The organism is Polaromonas sp. 39-63-25 (assembly GCF_002278925.1).
Classification (GTDB): Bacteria; Pseudomonadota; Gammaproteobacteria; order Burkholderiales; family Burkholderiaceae_C; genus Polaromonas.
Window position 1 is genome coordinate 228,035 of the sequence record NZ_NCJH01000002.1, and the last position, 16,606, is coordinate 244,640.

At 64.4% G+C, this 16,606-nt stretch carries 16 protein-coding genes; 3 read left to right on the forward strand and 13 right to left on the reverse strand.

Features of this window, described 5'->3' with window-relative positions; translation table 11 throughout:
- Positions 1 to 12 precede the first annotated feature (12 nt).
- From ccoO to B7X65_RS03790, 4 genes are all read right to left on the reverse strand, one after another.
- Positions 13 to 738 carry a cytochrome-c oxidase, cbb3-type subunit II gene (gene ccoO, locus B7X65_RS03775; RefSeq protein ID WP_293592813.1) on the reverse strand — a complete coding sequence of 242 codons (726 nt, stop codon included), beginning with the start codon at positions 736 to 738 and terminating at the stop codon, positions 13 to 15.
- Between the two features lie 10 nt (positions 739 to 748).
- Positions 749 to 2,182 (reverse strand): cytochrome-c oxidase, cbb3-type subunit I, encoded by a 1,434-nt coding sequence (gene ccoN, locus B7X65_RS03780; protein WP_293592815.1) that lies wholly within the window; start codon positions 2,180 to 2,182, stop codon positions 749 to 751.
- Between the two features lie 64 nt (positions 2,183 to 2,246).
- Positions 2,247 to 2,384 carry a cbb3-type cytochrome oxidase assembly protein CcoS gene (gene ccoS / locus B7X65_RS03785; protein WP_293592817.1) on the reverse strand — a complete coding sequence of 46 codons (138 nt, stop codon included), beginning with the start codon at positions 2,382 to 2,384 and terminating at the stop codon, positions 2,247 to 2,249.
- 12 nt (positions 2,385 to 2,396) lie between these two features.
- On the reverse strand, positions 2,397 to 4,670 hold the full coding sequence (locus B7X65_RS03790) for a cation-translocating P-type ATPase (protein ID WP_293592819.1): 2,274 nt from the start codon (positions 4,668 to 4,670) through the stop codon (positions 2,397 to 2,399).
- A 109-nt stretch (positions 4,671 to 4,779) separates the two neighbouring features.
- Here B7X65_RS03790 and B7X65_RS03795 point away from each other — a divergent pair, with 109 nt between their 5' ends.
- Both B7X65_RS03795 and B7X65_RS03800 read left to right on the forward strand, forming a co-directional pair.
- Positions 4,780 to 5,223 carry a universal stress protein gene (locus tag B7X65_RS03795; RefSeq protein ID WP_293592821.1) on the forward strand — a complete coding sequence of 148 codons (444 nt, stop codon included), beginning with the start codon at positions 4,780 to 4,782 and terminating at the stop codon, positions 5,221 to 5,223.
- 44 nt (positions 5,224 to 5,267) lie between these two features.
- The gene (locus B7X65_RS03800; RefSeq protein WP_293592823.1) at positions 5,268 to 5,690 is read left to right on the forward strand and encodes a universal stress protein; all 423 of its coding nucleotides are present in this window, start codon (positions 5,268 to 5,270) and stop codon (positions 5,688 to 5,690) included.
- A 141-nt stretch (positions 5,691 to 5,831) separates the two neighbouring features.
- On the opposite strand, the gene dcd is transcribed toward B7X65_RS03800, so the two are convergent.
- The 4 genes from dcd to B7X65_RS03820 all read right to left on the reverse strand — a co-directional run bounded on the left by dcd (position 5,832) and on the right by B7X65_RS03820 (position 9,628).
- Complete coding sequence (gene dcd, locus B7X65_RS03805; RefSeq protein WP_293592825.1) at positions 5,832 to 6,404, reverse strand: dCTP deaminase; 573 nt, start codon at positions 6,402 to 6,404, stop codon at positions 5,832 to 5,834.
- A 151-nt stretch (positions 6,405 to 6,555) separates the two neighbouring features.
- Positions 6,556 to 7,845, reverse strand: a complete 1,290-nt coding sequence (gene guaD / locus B7X65_RS03810; RefSeq protein ID WP_293592827.1) for a guanine deaminase — start codon at positions 7,843 to 7,845, stop codon at positions 6,556 to 6,558.
- Positions 7,846 to 7,900: 55 nt separating this feature from the next.
- Positions 7,901 to 8,983, reverse strand: coding sequence for a BMP family ABC transporter substrate-binding protein (locus B7X65_RS03815; protein WP_293592829.1), 1,083 nt, complete (start codon positions 8,981 to 8,983; stop codon positions 7,901 to 7,903).
- A gap of 258 nt (positions 8,984 to 9,241) precedes the next feature.
- The gene (locus tag B7X65_RS03820; RefSeq protein ID WP_293592831.1) at positions 9,242 to 9,628 is read right to left on the reverse strand and encodes a surface-adhesin E family protein; all 387 of its coding nucleotides are present in this window, start codon (positions 9,626 to 9,628) and stop codon (positions 9,242 to 9,244) included.
- Positions 9,629 to 9,799: 171 nt separating this feature from the next.
- On the opposite strand from B7X65_RS03820, the gene B7X65_RS03825 reads away from it, so the two are divergent.
- Positions 9,800 to 10,612 (forward strand): response regulator, encoded by an 813-nt coding sequence (locus B7X65_RS03825; protein ID WP_293592833.1) that lies wholly within the window; start codon positions 9,800 to 9,802, stop codon positions 10,610 to 10,612.
- Between the two features lie 13 nt (positions 10,613 to 10,625).
- Here B7X65_RS03825 and B7X65_RS03830 read toward each other — a convergent pair whose 3' ends face one another.
- The 5 genes from B7X65_RS03830 to B7X65_RS03850 all read right to left on the reverse strand — a co-directional run bounded on the left by B7X65_RS03830 (position 10,626) and on the right by B7X65_RS03850 (position 16,570).
- A complete protein-coding gene (locus B7X65_RS03830) occupies positions 10,626 to 11,666 on the reverse strand; it encodes an adenosine deaminase (protein ID WP_293592835.1) in 1,041 nt (346 codons plus the stop codon).
- A gap of 98 nt (positions 11,667 to 11,764) precedes the next feature.
- The gene (locus B7X65_RS03835; protein WP_293592837.1) at positions 11,765 to 12,916 is read right to left on the reverse strand and encodes a BMP family ABC transporter substrate-binding protein; all 1,152 of its coding nucleotides are present in this window, start codon (positions 12,914 to 12,916) and stop codon (positions 11,765 to 11,767) included.
- An 84-nt stretch (positions 12,917 to 13,000) separates the two neighbouring features.
- A complete protein-coding gene (locus tag B7X65_RS03840; protein ID WP_293592839.1) occupies positions 13,001 to 13,921 on the reverse strand; it encodes an ABC transporter permease in 921 nt (306 codons plus the stop codon).
- Entirely contained in the window at positions 13,921 to 15,006 is a 1,086-nt protein-coding gene (locus B7X65_RS03845) for an ABC transporter permease (protein WP_293592841.1), read from the reverse strand. The genes B7X65_RS03840 and B7X65_RS03845 overlap by 1 nt, the downstream gene beginning before the upstream one ends.
- Positions 14,993 to 16,570: an ABC transporter ATP-binding protein gene (locus B7X65_RS03850; RefSeq protein WP_293592843.1), complete on the reverse strand. Its 1,578-nt coding sequence runs from the start codon at positions 16,568 to 16,570 to the stop codon at positions 14,993 to 14,995. Before B7X65_RS03850 ends, B7X65_RS03845 begins: the two co-directional genes overlap by 14 nt.
- Positions 16,571 to 16,606 lie beyond the last annotated feature (36 nt).

The window sequence follows — 16,606 nt, forward strand, 5'->3', positions numbered from 1 at the left end:
GCGTGGCTCCTGTCAGTTGGCAGCGGGTGCTGCAGGTGCAGCCGGCGGGGCCGATGCGCCGGGTGCCCCGGTGGCCGCGCTACCCCCAACGGTCTTGCCGGCGAAGTTATTGGTCAGGGCCAGGCCCATGCCTTGCAGATAGGCGACCAAGGCGTCCATCTCGGTTTTGCCCTTGACGTCCTCGGCGGACTTGGCGATTTCGTCATCGGTGTAGGGCACGCCCACCATCCGCAGTGCCCGCATGCGCGGCGCCATGTCGGCGGCATCGACCAGGTTCTTCTCGAGCCAGGGATAGGCGGGCATGTTGGATTCTGGAACCAGATCGCGCGGATTGTTCAGGTGGATGCGGTGCCATTCGTCGCTGTACTTGGCGCCCACGCGATGCAAGTCAGGCCCGGTACGCTTGCTGCCCCACTGGAAGGGGTGGTCGTAGACGAATTCGCCGGCCACCGAATAATGGCCGTAGCGCAGCGTCTCGGCACGGAACGGCCGGATCATCTGCGAGTGGCAGTTGTAGCAACCCTCGCGGATGTAGACATCGCGCCCGGCCAGTTGCAGCGTGGTGTAGGGCTTGACACCGGTGACAGGCTCGGTGGTCGACTTCTGGAAGAACAGCGGCACGATCTCGACCAGGCCGCCGACGGCGACAACCAGCAGGATCAGCACGATCATCAGGAAGTTGTTGGTTTCGACTTTCTCGTGCGAGAAGCCGGCGGTGGTATTTTTGTTATCGCTCATAGGTGTTTCCTCAGGCGGCTTGCGGCGCTGGCACGGCCACGGTGACGGAACGGCCACTGGCCACGGTCATCCAGGTGTTCCAGGCCATCACCGTCATGCCGAACAGGTAAAGCAGGCCGCCGAGCACGCGCACGACGTAGAAGGGATAGGTCGCCTTGACCGATTCGACGAAGGTGTAGGTGAGCGTGCCGTCGGCATTGAGGGCGCGCCACATCAGACCCTGCATCACACCGGCGATCCACATCGCGGCAATATAAAACACGATACCAATGGTGGCAGTCCAGAAATGCACCTCGATCGCCTTGACCGAGTACATCTTCTTTTGCCCGAACATGCGCGGAATCAGGTAGTACAAGGAGCCCATCGTGATCAGCCCGACCCAACCCAGAGCGCCCGAGTGCACGTGGCCGACGGTCCAGTCCGTGTAATGGCTCAGGGCATTGACGGTCTTGATGGACATCATGGGCCCTTCGAAGGTGCTCATGCCGTAGAAAGACAGCGACACGATCATGAAGCGCAGGATCGGGTCGTCGCGCAGCTTGTGCCAGGCACCCGACAGGGTCATGATGCCGTTGATCATGCCGCCCCAGCTGGGCGCCAGCAGGATCAGCGAGAACACCATGCCGACCGACTGGGTCCAGTCCGGCAACGCCGTGTAGTGCAGGTGGTGCGGACCGGCCCACATGTAGGTGAAAATCAGCGCCCAGAAGTGGACGATGGACAGGCGGTAGCTGTAGACCGGCCGCTCGGCCTGCTTGGGAATGAAGTAGTACATCATTCCCAGGAAGCCGGTGGTCAAAAAGAAGCCCACCGCGTTGTGACCGTACCACCACTGGATCATTGCATCCTGCACCCCGGCGTAGGCGGAGTAGGACTTCATCCAGCTATAAGGCACCTCGGCACTGTTGACCACATGCAGCAGGGCGATGGCCAGAATGAAGGCACCAAAAAACCAGTTGGCCACATAGATGTGGCGCACCTTGCGGATGCCAATGGTGCCGAAGAAGACGATGGCGTAGGACACCCACACCAGCGTGATCAGGATGTCGATGGGCCATTCCAGTTCGGCGTACTCCTTGCCTGAGGTGTAACCCAAAGGCAGGCTGATCGCCGCCGCCACAATGACAAGTTGCCATCCCCAGAAGGTGAACGCGGCCAGTTTGGGGGCGAACAGCGGCACGCTGCAGGTGCGCTGCACCACGTAATAGCTGGTGGCGAACAGGCCGCAACCACCGAACGCAAAAATCACCGCATTGGTATGCAGCGGCCTGAGGCGGCCATAGCTGAGCCAAGGAATACCGAAGTTAAGTTCGGGCCAGGCAAGCTGGGAGGCGATGATGACGCCGACCAGCATGCCGACGACGCCCCAGACCACGGCCATCAGGGAAAACTGCCGCACCACCGTGTCGTGGTAGTACGCAGTGCGAGCTTGTGGTTCGTTCATGAGTCACCTATAGTCGAGATGTAAGTAGTGTCTCTTTTGGCATGCCGGCGGAACTTGATGCAAGTCAATCCGATCGAAGAATGCGCTCACCTTCGGCTTCCACGGAGTCAAACTGGCCGCGCCAGACGGCCCAGGCCAGCGCAACAATAATCAGCAGCGCCAGTCCGACCGACAGGGGAATCAAGAGAAAAAGAATGTCCATGGAGTAATTCTATTATCCCGGCATACGGGCCAGCCGGGCTGAATTGAGTACAACCAGCAGCGAACTGGCGGCCATGCCCAGTCCGGCCAGCCAGGGCGGCATGAAGCCGAGAATGGCCAGAGGCACACACACGGCGTTGTAGAGGGCCGCCCACAACAGGTTCTGGCGCACGATGACGCGGGTACGGCGCGCATGCTGCAGCAATGCGGACACCCCAGCCAGCTGGCCACCCAGCACGATGAAGTCGGATTGGGCCTGCGCCAGCGGGACGGCCTGGCCCATGGCGACCGACACATCGGCACAGGCCAGCACCGGCCCGTCGTTCATGCCGTCGCCAACCATGGCAACGCGCCGGCCCTGCTGCTGCAACTCGCGCACATGGGTCAGCTTGCCTTCCGGCGTACGCTGTCCGTACGCCTTGTCGATGCCCGCGCGCGCAGCCAGGCGCGTGACAGCGGCCATCAGGTCGCCGGAAAGCAGTTGCACCTGCAGGCCCAGAGCGTGCAGCGCTCCCACCGCCGGCCTGGCGTCTGGCCGCAGGGCCTCATCCATCTCAAAACTGGCAAGCCAGCCCTGTTCATCCGACAAATGCACCTGCGGGCCGCCCGCGGCCTGGACATCGGCCGGTGCCCCGCAAAATGCGGCCGACCCGAGGCGCATGGCGTACAGCTTCCCGCCAGCGCCGGCAGCGGCATGGCCCTGCAAACCCTGACCGGAAACTTCGGTGACATCCACAGCAGGCCCTGGCACGATCCCCGCCGCCTGGACAATGGCACGCGACAGTGGGTGCAGGGAATGCTGCGCCAGCGCCGCCGCCAGCGACAGGGCCTGCACGGCAGGGGTGCCCTCGCGAGTCCGGCTGACGGTCACCGCCATGCGGTCTTCAGTCAGCGTGCCGGTCTTGTCGAACACCACCGTGTCCACCATGGCGCAGCTCTCCAGCGCCTCCAGCCGGCGCACCAGCACACCGCGCCGCGCCAGGGCGCCGGCAGCAGCCAGCGTCGCCGCCGGCGTGGCGAGCGAGAGCGCGCAGGGACAGGTCACAATCAGCACCGCCACGGCCACGCTGATCGCATGCACCGGGTCGGATGGCCACCACCAGATCGCCGCACCAGCGCTGGCCAGCAAAACCAGCAGCACAAAAGGCCCGGCGATGCGGTCGGCGATTCGCGCCAGGCGCGGCTTCTGCACCGAGGCCTGCTCCATTAGCGCCACCATGGCGGCATAACGGGTCTCGCTGCCTGCGCGTTCCACCCGCACCAGCAGCATGCCGTTCAGGTTGTGGCTGCCGGCAATCACCGCGCTGCCAACGCGGCGTTGCAGCGGCGTGGACTCGCCGGTGAGCAGGGCTTCATCGACCTGGCTCTCGCCGGCCGTCACCGTGCCGTCGGCCGGGATCACGTCACCGGGCAGCAAGCGGATCAGGTCGCCCGGTACAAGGCGGCGCACGGCCACACGCTCGAAAGTGCCGTCCGCCCCCTGCCGCTCCACGCCGTCGGGCAGGCTGCGCATCAGCGCCTCGAGAGAGCCGGCGGTTCGGTCACGCAGGCGCTGCTCCAGCAGGCGTCCGGAGAGCAGGAAGAACACAAACATGGTGACCGAGTCGTACCAGACCTCTGCGCCCCAGCGCGAAGCCGGATCGAAGGTGGCGGCCGAGCTGGCACCGAACGCAATGAGAATGCCCAGTGCCACCGGCACGTCCATGCCGACACGCCGGTTGCGCAGATCACGCAGCGCTGAAGAGAAAAACGGCCAGCAGGAAAACAGCACGACCGGCAGGGTCAGCACCCAGGACGCCCAGCGCAGCAGGCTCTGGGCTTCGGATGAGATGTCGCCCGGCTCGGCGATGTAGGCCGGAAAGGCGTACATCATGACCTGCATCATGCAAAAGCCCGCCACCAGCCAGCGCCAGAGCATCATGCGCTGGGCCTGGATACGCGGCGCCGCAGCCAGCATGTCGCCGGCGGGCAGCGCACCATAACCGGCCCGCTGCAGCGCGGCCAGCCAGGCGGAGGGCCGGCCCTGGTCGGGCGCCCAGGCCACACGGGCCACCGCGCTGGCGCCGTTGACCTGCACGTTGTCCACGCCGGGAAGCTTTTGCAGCACCTCCTCCACCGTCAGCGAGCAGGCCGCGCAATGCATGCCCTCGATCGCGAGGTAGGACTCCCACAGGTCCGTGCGCCCAGGCAGCGGCCGGCTGAAGCCCTCCCATTCGGCGCGCTCGTCCAGAGCAGACCAGCGCAAGGCCTGTTGCGCGGCGCCGGAATCGAGGGTGGCAGTGTGCATGGGGCAAGCCTACCCTGTCGCGGTGACACCCGCTTGACATGGATCAAGCGCACCGGACGGTCGCCAGCCTAAGCTGCAAACCTCGCATCAACCCTCAGGAGACCCCGCCATGTATAAACGCATCCTCGTTGCCACCGATGGCTCCACCCTCTCGAAAAAAGCCGTGCGCAGCGCCATTGATCTGGCCGGCGTCGTCGGAGCCGAACTGGTCGCGCTTTATGTGGTGCCGCGTTACCCGGTCAGCTATTTCGAAGGCGGCATCACGATTTCGGCGCAGGACGTGGCCCGCACCGAAAAGCAATGGGCCGACAAAGGCCAGGCTGTGGTGGATGCGGTGCAACTGCAGGCACAGGCCGAAGGCCTCAAGGCCAAGGCTGTCGTCGCGCGTTCCGACCTGGTTGCCGAGTCCATCATCTCGGCCGCGAAAAAACACAAATGCGACCTCATCGTCATGGCCTCGCATGGCCGCAAGGGCATCAAACGCGTCCTGCTGGGCAGCGAAACCCAGCATGTGCTGACACACAGCAGTGTTCCCGTGCTGGTGTTGCGCTAAACTGGTTTTTCAAAACCGGTTTTTATCCAGCACAAGGAGAAATAATGAAAGTCCTGTTCGCCGCTGACGGCAGCAAATACACCAAAAAGGCCCTGGCTTTTCTCGTCACGCACGAAAGCCTGGCCGGCCCCGAGGATGAAGTGGTGGTGCTCAACGTCCAGCCGCCCGTTCCTCCGCGCGTCAAGGGCATGGTGGGTGCGAGCACCGTCAACGCCTACTATGAGGACGAAGCCAAGAAAGTGCTGGACCCCATCGAGCGTTTCCTCAAGCGCCACAAGCTGCAATACCGCACGATCTGGGTCGCCGGATCACCCGCAGCGGAAGTGGCGCGCGCCGCCAAGCGCGAAAAGGCGCACATGATTGTCATGGGCACCCACGGCCACGGCATTCTCGGCCGCGCCGTCATGGGCAGCGTGGCCCAGCGCGTGGTCACCGACAGCGACATTCCGGTGCTGCTGGTCAAATAGCCTGCAGCTGGTCAGGCGATAACGCGCCACCAGACAAAAAAAGCTGACAACGTCAGCTTTTTTTCATTGATGCAAGCGCTTCCTGTTGGACAACCACCGGCGCGGTCATCACCACCCACATCCACGTCGGAGGGTATAGAACTAGGCCTTGGGCAGGGTCACCCCGACCTGGCCCTGGTACTTCCCGCCGCGGTCCTTGTAGCTGACTTCGCAGACGTCGTCGGGATCGCTCTCGAAAAACAACACTTGCGCGCAGCCTTCGCCCGCGTAGATCCTCGCGGGTAGCGGCGTGGTGTTGGAGAACTCCAGCGTCACATAACCCTCCCATTCGGGCTCGAAGGGCGTGACGTTGACGATGATGCCGCAGCGCGCGTAGGTGCTTTTGCCCAGGCAGATGGTCAGCACGTTGCGCGGGATGCGAAAGTACTCCAGCGTGCGGGCCAGCGCGAAGCTGTTGGGCGGGATGATGCAGCTGTCGCCGTGAAAGTCGACAAAACTCTTTTCATCGAAGTTTTTCGGGTCGACCACCGTGCTGTGGATGTTGGTGAACACCTTGAACTCGGGCGCACAGCGGATGTCGTAGCCGTAGCTGCTGGTGCCGTAGCTGATGATCTTCTTGCCTTCGCTTTCGCGGATCTGGCCCGGCTCGAAAGGTTCGATCATGCCGGTGGTCTCGGCCATGCGGCGTATCCATTTGTCGCTTTTGATGCTCATTCGGAAGGTTCCTTGCGTTGCCGCCAATTGTAGGCAAGCTGCGGCAGGGACAGGTCGGCATCAGGTTTACTATAAATCTGATAGCTTCTTGCGCCCGTCCCGTATGGGCTGGAGGCTGATTTTTCTTGTAAAACGTCGAAAAAACTGAGGCTCAGGCCGCTTGCGCCTGCGAAATCACGGTTTGCTCGACCACGCGGTCGTCCCCCAGCACGATCAGCGCAAACAGCAGTTCGTCCAGACTGGCGGCCTGCGCCGTCTTGCGCGCCAGCAGCGGCGTAGCTTGCGGGTTGAGCACCAGAAAGTCGGCCTCGCAGCCGGGCAGCAGGTTGCCCACCACACCCTCCAGGCCCAGCGCCCGCGCCGCGCCGCCGGTGTGTTGCCACCACAACTGCTGCGGCTTGAGTGACACGCCGGGCTTGGTCTGCCCTTCCCGGCCCACGTAATACGCAGCGAGCATGGTGTGAAAGGGGCTGAAACTGGTGCCGCCGCCCACGTCGCTCGCCAGGCCATAGGGAAAACCAGCGCGGTCGGCGGCGGCGTAGTCAAAAAAGCCGCTGCCGAGAAACAGGTTGCTGGTCGGGCTGACGGCCGCGGCCGTGCCGGTGGCTCGCAGCAGCGCGCGGTCCTCGTCGTCGATGTGGATGCAGTGGGCGTACACAGCGCGCGGACGCAACAGGCCAAACTGTTCGTACACGCTGAGGTAGCTGCGCGCCTGCGGGTACAGTTCGCGCACCCAGGCAATTTCATCCTTGTTCTCGGCCACATGCGACTGGATCCAGACATCGGCGTAGCGGGCGGCCAGCTCGCCGGCGCCGCGCAGCTGCGCTTCGCTGCAACTGGGCACAAAACGCGGCGTGATCGCGTAACCGAGCCGGTCCACGCCGTGCCAGCGCGTGATCAGCGCCTCGGTGTCAAGCAGGCTTTGTTGGGTAGCGTCGCGCACGCCATCCGGCGAGTTCTGGTCCTGCAACACCTTGCCGGCGATCATTCGCAAGCTGCGGCGCTGCGCTTCGCCAAGCAGGGCATCCACCGACTCGGGATGCGAGGTGGCAAAGGCCAGCGCCGTCGTCACGCCGTGGCGCAGCAGTTCATCCACAAAAAAATTGGCCGCTTCGCTGTTGTGCGCGGCATCCGAAAACCGGCTTTCATGCGGAAAGGTGTAGTTCTCAAGCCACGGCAACAGGCCTTCAGCGGGTGAGCCGATCACGTCGAGCTGCGGGTAGTGGATGTGCATGTCCACAAAACCGGGCGCAATGATGCGGCCCGGCAGGTGGGTGACGTCAAGTCCGGGAAAACGCGACGCCAGTTCGCTGTAGCTGCCCACGGCCAACACGACCTGACGGCCAACGGCGTCCGGACCGACCACCAGCAGGCCGTCGGTTTCCAGCTGGGCCTGCGCCGGTGCGGGAAAATAAAGAAGGGAGGCGCGCCAGGCTTTCATCCAGGAAAGCTTACCGCAGCGGCGGGGTCCGCCGATATGCCGGCCCGCATAAGGTCTATTTGGCCAGCTTGCCCTGGACGCCCTGCACCAGGAAGTTCATGCCCAGGATCTGCTCGTCCGACAGCGTCTTGCCGGCCGCCAGCACCTCGCGGCCCTCGTTGTCCAGCAGCGGCGTACGCGCCCGGAAAGGGTGCAGCTTGCCGGCAGCGATGTCCTTCTGCCGCGCGAGCACCTCCTCAACCACTTTTTTCGGCACCTTGGGGCCGAAGCTGTCGACGCGGATCATGCCCTCCTTCACGCCGCCCCACACCGCGCCGCTTTTCCAGCTGCCGTCGAGCACCGCCCGCGCACGGCGGGTGTAGTAGTCGCCCCACTGGTGCGTGACTGCCAGGACCTGTGCGTCGGGCGCCACCTTGCGCATGTCCGAATGGTAGGCAATGGCCAGCTTGCCGCGCTCCTGGGCCGCGCTCATCACCGCAGTGGAGCCGGTGTGAAAAGCGATCACTTCCACACCCTGGTTGAACAGTGTCATCGCCGCTTCGCGTTCGCGCGGCGGGTCAAACCAGGCGCCCAGCCAGACCACCTTCACTTCGGCTTTCGGATTGACCGAACGCATGCCCAGCGTGAAGGCGTTGATGCCCTGGATCACCTCGGGAATGGCAAAACCCGCGACATAGCCGGCGCTGGATGCGAGACGGCCGGCAGCAATGCCGGCCAGGTAGCGGCCTTCGTAATAACGTGCATTGGCCACCGCAACGTTGGGGGCGGTCTTGTAGCCGGTGATGGACTCGAATTTCACGTCAGGAAAGTCCTTCGCCACCTTCAGCGTCGGCTCCATGTAGCCAAAGCTGGGCGTGAAGATGAGCCGGTGGCCCTGGCTGGCCAGGTCGCGGATCACGCGTTCGGCATCGGCCCCCTCGGGAACGTTTTCAACATAGGTGGTTTTGACCCGGTTGCCCAGCGCCGTCTCAACGGCCTTGCGGGCGTCATCATGCTGGCGCACCCAGCCGGCATCGGTCAGCGGCGCCACATAAACGAAGCCGATTTTCAAAGGCTCTTTGGCGGGCGCAGCGGGTTGGGAAAAAACGGGTGAAATAAAACAGGCGGCCGCGAGCGCGGCAGCGAGGTTTTTGTACATGGTGGTCCTCTACATGGCCCCGGAAAATAAAAACACCAGCGCGCCGGGACAGCACGCGGGTGAATCGCTATTTTAACGGCTTGCGGGGCATCCTTCGACAGGCTCAGGACGAACGGGGTAACAACAAGCGACTGCGGAAGGCATCTCTTTTCAAGCAGGGGCCGCGGAACCGGCTTCGCCGGGCCGCAGGCGCAGCGCCCCCTCGGGGGGCAGCGACCCACACGCAGTGGGGGAGCGTGGGGGCTCCATATCCACGGGCTAGTAGGCCACGCAGGCAATGTCCCACAACGCATCCTGGAAGGAGCCGTCCCGCACGGCCTCCCATTTGCGCGGCAACGGGTCTTCGAAGACGGTCTGGCCAAGGCCCATGGGCTCGGACAGCAGCGCCACCGAGAGCACGCGCACGCGCTGACCCTTGCAGTCAAATTCGCTGTGGTGCAGGCGCGAGAAGTAGCCTTTTTCGTCGGTGATCTGCACCAGCTGGTAGTCCATCAGCCACCACATCCTGACCATGCCGCCCTTGCCGCGCAGGGTGGTGCGATCGATGTAGGTGACGACCGCGGGGTCGACCATGACCGGTGTCCATTGCGCGGCGGCGCCGGCGCTCAGGCACATCAGGGCAAGGACGGTAATCAGGCGTTTCATGGGTGCGGCTCTGTCGGTAGGACGGGTCCCGCCGCCACGCGGCGGATTGTCCTGTACACACAGTAGCACACCGGGTCAGCCCGAGCCGGAGCCATGCGAGGATAATCGCCTGAAAAACATGACCCGCTTGCGGGGCTGCGGAGACCATGTACCCAAAGAAAGCCGGTAACCATGCATGACAACGACGTTTACCAACTCACGCCCAAGGGCCAGCAGGAACTGCGAAGCGGCGCGACCACGCTGCCGCCGGCCGAGATTGAGCTGCTGATCCGCATCGACGGCATCCTGAGCTTCGCGCAAATCAGTGCAGGCATGCCTGCTGTCCCCGTCGAAACACTCGCAGCAACCCTGCAGAGCCTGCTGATTCGCGGACTGCTGGCGCATGCGGAGAGCGACCCCTTTACCGAACAGTTCAACATCCAGCTCAACCAGCTCGCCCTGTCCAAGGCCGAAGCCGAGGCCGACTCGGGCGCTGCGTCCCTCAAGAAGGCCGGCTACTACGTCAGCATCGCGCGCGGCCGCGGACCAGCCCGCAAGCTGGCGCCCGGGGAGATACTGTCGGCCATCGTGGTGGACGACGAGCCCATGCTCGCCAAATTCATCCAGACCTATCTCTCCTTCGAAGGCTTCCAGGTCCGGCTGGCGGGCAACCGGGCAGAAGTGGTGGCCGAATTCCGCAAGCCCCCGATTCCCGACCTGATTCTTCTCGACGTGATGCTGCCCGACGCCGACGGTTTCGACATCCTGCTCCGGCTGCGCCAGCACCCGGCCCTGAAAAACGTCCCGGTCATCATGCTGACCGGCAAAGCCACACGTGAATCCGTGATCAAGGGCCTGGCCGGTGGCGCCGACGGTTATGTCACCAAACCTTTCGAGGCCGACGCGCTGATGCGGGCGGTCAGGACCGTGGTGGGTCTGCCGGAAGCCCCGGCCTCCCCCGGCGCAGCACCCGACCCCTGGGTCAACCGGGACGCCAAGTCCTGAGCGTTGACAGGCCCTAGCGAAAACTCTCGAAACAGGCGGCCAGCCGCTCCAGGTGGCCACGTTTGGCCGCCGCGGCGGCGAAGCTGGCTTCGAAACTGTTGCTCGCCAGCGTACACGCATGCTGCGCATCCATGCCGGTGGCCGCAAAGGTCTGCGTGAAGTTCTCGTTCATGTAGCCGCCGAAATAAGCCGGGTCGTCGGAGTTGACGGTCGCGGCCAGTCCGGCATCGAGCAACTGGCGCAGGTTGTGCCGGGCCAGGTCCGGAAACACACACAGCTTGAGGTTGGACAGCGGGCACACCGTCAGGGCGATGCGGTCTTTGGCCAGACGCTGCATCAGCGACGGGTCTTTGGCCGACTGCACGCCATGGTCAATACGCTCGACCTTGAGCAGGTCCAGGGCCGTCCAGATGTATTCCGGCGGGCCCTCCTCGCCCGCATGCGCCACCAGGTGCAGGCCGAGTTCGCGGCAGCGTGCAAACACACGCGCAAACTTCTCGGGCGGGTTGCCGACCTCGCCGGAGTCCAGCCCCACACCGATGATGAGGTCGCGGAACGGCAGGGCCTGCTCCAGCGTCTCGAAGGCTTCTTCCTCGCTGAGATGGCGCAGGAAACACAGGATCAGCGCGGCGCTGATGCCGAGCTCGGCCCGCGCATCGACACAGGCGCGGTGCAGTCCCTTGATCACGGTTTCCATGGGGATCCCGCGCGCCGTGTGGGTCTGCGGGTCAAAGAATATTTCCGTGTGGATCACGTTGTCCTGCGCAGCCCGCTCCAGGTAGGCCCGTGTCATGTCGTAGAAATCCTGCTCGGTGATCAGCACACTGGCGCCGGCGTAATAGATGTCCAGGAAACTCTGCAGGTTGGTAAAAGCATAGGCGCGGCGCAGGTCATCCACGCTCGCGTACGGCAGCTGGATGCCGTTGCGCCGGGCGAGCGCAAAGATCAGCTCGGGCTCGAGCGAGCCTTCGATGTGGATGTGCAACTCGGCCTTGGGCATGGCGCGCAGCAGATCGGGCAGGCGGTCGGGGGATACAGGTCGGACGGAATTCATGTCGGCTCCAAAAACAGAAAAAGCCGCCCGGAGGCGGCTTGGGCTTTGCTACTGCACGGTCAGCGGCCTGGCGCCGCCGTACCGCACGGTATCAGGCATCAGTTGCCAGGGACTTTGCCTTCCACGCCCTTGACGTAGGTCTTCAGGCCGCCCAGGAATTTGTCGTCGGCCACGGCGTCCTTGGCCACCAGCTCCTTGCCGGTGTTGTCCATGATGGGGCCTTTCCAGATCGAGAAGCTGCCATCCTTGAGGCCGGCCTTGATCTCGTCGATGCGTTTCTTGGTGTCATCGGGCACGTCGGCGGCAATCGACACCATGTCGATGGCGCCTTCTTTCACGCCCCACCAGGTCTGGCCTGTCGCCCACTTGCCTTCAAGCGCGTCCTTGACGGCCTTGACGTAGTAAGGACCCCAGTTGATCACGGCCGAACCGAGGTGGGCCTTGGGACCGTAGGCGGTCATGTCCGAGTCCCAGCCGAAAGCGCGCTTGTTCATCTTCTCGGCGGTCTGCAGCACGGCCGACGAGTCGGTGTTCTGGAACAACACGTCCGCGCCGCCGTTGATCAGCGCGGTGGCGGCTTCGGTTTCTTTCGGCGGGTTGAACCACTCGTTGACCCAGACCACCTTGGTCTTGACCTTGGGGTTGACCGACTGCGCACCCAGCGTGAAGCTGTTGATGTTGCGCACCACCTCGGGGATCGGCACCGAGCCGACCACACCCAACGTGCCGGTCTTGCTCATCTTGCCGGCGATCACGCCGGCCATGTAGGCACCTTCGTAGGTGCGGCTGTCGTAGGTGCGCAGGTTGTCCGCGGTCTTGTAGCCGGTGGCGTGTTCGAACTTCACGTCCTTGAAGTCGGCGGCCACCTTGAGCATGGGCTCCATGTAGCCGAAGGTGGTGCCGAAGATCAGCTTGTTGCCCTGGCTGGCCATGTCGCGGATCACGCGTTCAGCATCGGCCGACTCGGGGACTTTTTCGACGAAGCTGGTGACCACCTTGTCGCCAAATTCCTTTTCGATTTCCTTGCGGCCGTTGTCGTGCGCAAAAGTCCAGCCACCGTCGCCAACCGGGCCGACATAGGCGAATGCAATCTTCAAAGGCTCCACTTTGGCCGGAGCCGGTGCGGCCACAGGCGCGGCGGCCGGAGGCGGTGCGGGCTCTTCCTTTTTGCCGCAACCGATAAGGGCCGCGGAAGCAACTGCGGAAAGGGCAGCCAGCTTGAGCAGTGAGCGTTTTTGTAAGTCAGTCATGTCATCTCCTGTAACGACGGTTGCGGTTAACGGTTGTGATTAACGGTTGGCGAGGTGGCAAACCCAGATTATGGGCCGGGAACATCATGAACCGGGGTAGAAAGGCTTTCCAATCGATGTCGGCATGTTCAGCCTGATCCAGCGCGGGTTGCGCGAAATCAGCACCAGCACCACGATGGTCGCCAGGTAAGGCAGCATGGTCAGGAACTGGGGCGGCACATCCACGCCCAGCCCCTGCAGGTGAAACTGCAGCATGGTCACGCCACCGAACAGGTAAGCACCAAGCAACACCCGTGCCGGGCGCCAGGTGGCAAAGGTGGTCAGGGCCAGCGCAATCCAGCCCTTGCCGGCAATCATGCCTTCCACCCACAGCGGCGTGTAGACCACCGAGACATAGGCACCGGCCAGACCGCACAACGCGCCGCCGGCCACCACCGCCGCCAGGCGGATGCGCCGCACCGGGTAACCGAGTGCATGCGCCGACTCCGGGCTTTCGCCGACCGAACGCAGCACCAGACCGGCGCGGGTGCGGTACAAAAACCAGATCAGTCCGACCGTCAGCGCCATGGCGATGTAAACCATGGGGTGCTGGCGAAACAGCGCCGGCCCGACAAAAGGCAGGTCACCGAGCCAGGGCAAGGCGTACTGGCCCTGCTCGGGGAGCTTCTCCTGCACGTACTTGATGCCGGCAAAGGCCGAGAAGCCCGCACCAAACAGGCTCAGCGCGAGCCCGGTCGCGTACTGGTTGGTATTGAGCCAGATCACCAGCACACCGAAGATGGCCGCGAGCAAGGCGCCGGCCGCCATGCCGGCTGCAAAACCGAGCCAGATGTTGCCGCTGTGCACCACGGCGGCAAAGCCTGCAATCGCGGCGCACAACATCATGCCTTCGGCGCCCAGGTTGACGATGCCGGCTTTTTCATTGATCAGCAGGCCCAGCGAAGCAATCGCCAGCACGGTGCCGGCGCTCAGGGTCGCTGCCAGCAGCAAGGCGTAGGAGTCCATCAGCGGGCGCCTTTCATGACGGGTTTGGCGCGGCCCGTCCAGCGCACGCGGTAGCTGATCAGCGTGTCGCAGGCCAGCAGGCTGAACAGCAGCAGGCCCTGGAACACCCCGGTCAACGACTTGGGCAGGCCCAGGCGCGACTGCGCCAGCTCTCCGCCGATGTAGAACATGCTCATCAGGATCGCCGAAAACACCATGCCGGCCGGGTGCAGGCGCCCGACAAAAGCCACGATGATCGCGGCAAAACCGTAACCGGCCGGCACGTAGGGCGTGAGCTGGCCGATCGGGCCGGCCACCTCCAGCGCGCCAGCCAGACCGGCGGCACCGCCGGAGGTCAGCAGCGCCACCCACAAGGCCTTGCGCGACGAAAAGCCGGCGTAACGCGCCGCGGCGGGCGCCAGGCCACCGACCTGCTGGGCAAAACCGGCGCGGGTGCGAAACAGGAAAAGCCACAAGGCCAGCGCGCCGGCCAGACCGATCAACAGGCCGATGCTGACGCGCGAGCCGGCCATCAGGCGCGGAATCTGCGTCACCGCCTCGAAGGTTTTGGTCTGCGGGAAGTTATAGCCCTGCGGGTCTTTCCAGGGGCCGAACACCAGGTAGCTGAGCACCATGTCGGCCACATAAACCAGCATCAGGCTGACCAGGATTTCATTGGCGTTGAAGCGGTCGCGCAGCAGTGCCGTGATGCCGGCCCAGGCCATGCCACCCAACACACCGGCCGCGATGATGGCGGGGACTATCCAGGGCCCGGTGGTTTTGTCGGCCAGCAGGGCCACGCCGCCGGCCGCCACCGCGCCGATGACAAACTGCCCCTCGGCGCCGATGTTCCAGACGTTGGAGCGAAAACACACGGCCAGGCCCAGCGCAATGATCAGCAGCGGGGTCGCCTTGACCATCAGCTCGCTCAGCGCATAGGGCGACTTGACCGGTTCCCAGAAAAAGATCTGCAGGCCGCGCACCGGGTCCTTGCCCAGCGCCGCAAACAGCAACACGCCGATCACCACCGTGATCAGCAGCGCCAGCAGCGGCGAGCCGAGGCTCCACCATTTCGAGGGCTGCGGCCGGGCTTCAAGCTTGAGCATGGGCACCCTCCACGGCATGGTCGTTCCACAACCCGCTCATCCACTGCCCGACCAGTTCCACCGTCGCGTCGGCACGCGGCAAGGCCGGTGAGATCTGGCCCTTGGCCATCACGTAAAGGCGGTCGCAGATGTCAAACAGTTCTTCGAGCTCTTCGCTGACCACCAGCACCGCGCAGCCCTTGTCGCGCAGCTTGAGCAGCTCGCCGCGGATTTGCGCCGAAGCGCCCACGTCCACCCCCCAGGTCGGTTGCGAAACAATCAGCAGGGTGGGTTGGGCCTCGATCTCGCGGCCGACCAGGAATTTTTGCAGGTTGCCGCCCGACAGCGACTGCGCCGCCGCCTGCGGGCCGCCGGCCTTGACCTGGTAGCGTGCAATGATGCCGGCCGCCTGCGCCTGCAGGGCACCGAGCTTGAGCCAGCCGCCGCGGCCCACCGCATCGCTTCGGGTGAGCAGCAGGTTCTGCGCCAGGCTCAGCGTCGGCACGGCACCGCGCCCCAGCCGCTCTTCGGGCAGGAAATGCAGGCCCCGCGCACGACGCTGCATGGGGCCAAGCCGGCCCACGCCCTGCCCCGCGACCTGGATGCTGTCGCCCGCCGCACGGATGTCTTCACCCGACAGCGCATACAGCAGCTCCTTCTGGCCGTTGCCCGAGACGCCGGCAATGCCGACCACCTCGCCGGCGCGTACCGTCAGCGCAATGTGCTGCAGGTCCACGCCGAACTGGTCTTCCCGCGCCAGGCTCAGGTCGCGCACTTCCAGCACCACGGCGCCGGCGGGCTGCTCGCGGTGCTCCAGGGCCGGCGGCTCCGCGCCAATCATCAGGCGGCTCAGCGAGGCGTTGGACTCCTCGCGCGGATCGCAGACGCCGGTGACCTTGCCGCCGCGCAGCACCGTGCAGGCCGTGCACAGCGCACGTATCTCGTGCAGCTTGTGGCTGATGTACAGAATGCTGCAGCCGCGCGCGGCCAGCTGGCGCAAGGTGACAAACAGGTTCTCCACCGCCTGCGGCGTCAGCACCGAGGTCGGTTCGTCAAGAATCAGGAGTTTGGGGTCGGTCAGCAGCGAACGGACAATCTCCACACGCTGGCGCTCGCCGACACCCAGCGTGTGCACCGGCCGCGTGGGTTCGAGCTGCAGGCCGTACTCCTGTGTGGTGGCGATGATGCGGCGCGAGACTTCGCCCAGGCTCAGGCTCTTGCCCAGGCCGAGCCAGACGTTTTCCGCGACGGTCAAGGTGTCGAACAGGCTGAAATGCTGGAACACCATGGCGATGCCCAGCGCCCGCGCCTCCTGCGGGTTGCGGATCACCACGCTGCGGCCATCGACCTCGACCCGGCCGGCGTCGGGCTTGACCGCGCCGTAGATGACTTTCATCAGCGTCGATTTGCCGGCGCCGTTTTCGCCGAGCACGGCGTGGATCTCGCCGGGCAACACCGTCAGCGACACATCGCTGTTGGCGACCACCGCCGGGTAGGCCTTGGTGATGCCGGTCAGCCGCAGGCGCGGCGCCGCAGCGGACGGCGGGTCGGACGGTGGGTCGGAAGGAACAGTGGAAGCAGGCATTGTCTCTTGGTTCTTATATATGTTTTAGGGCCCTGG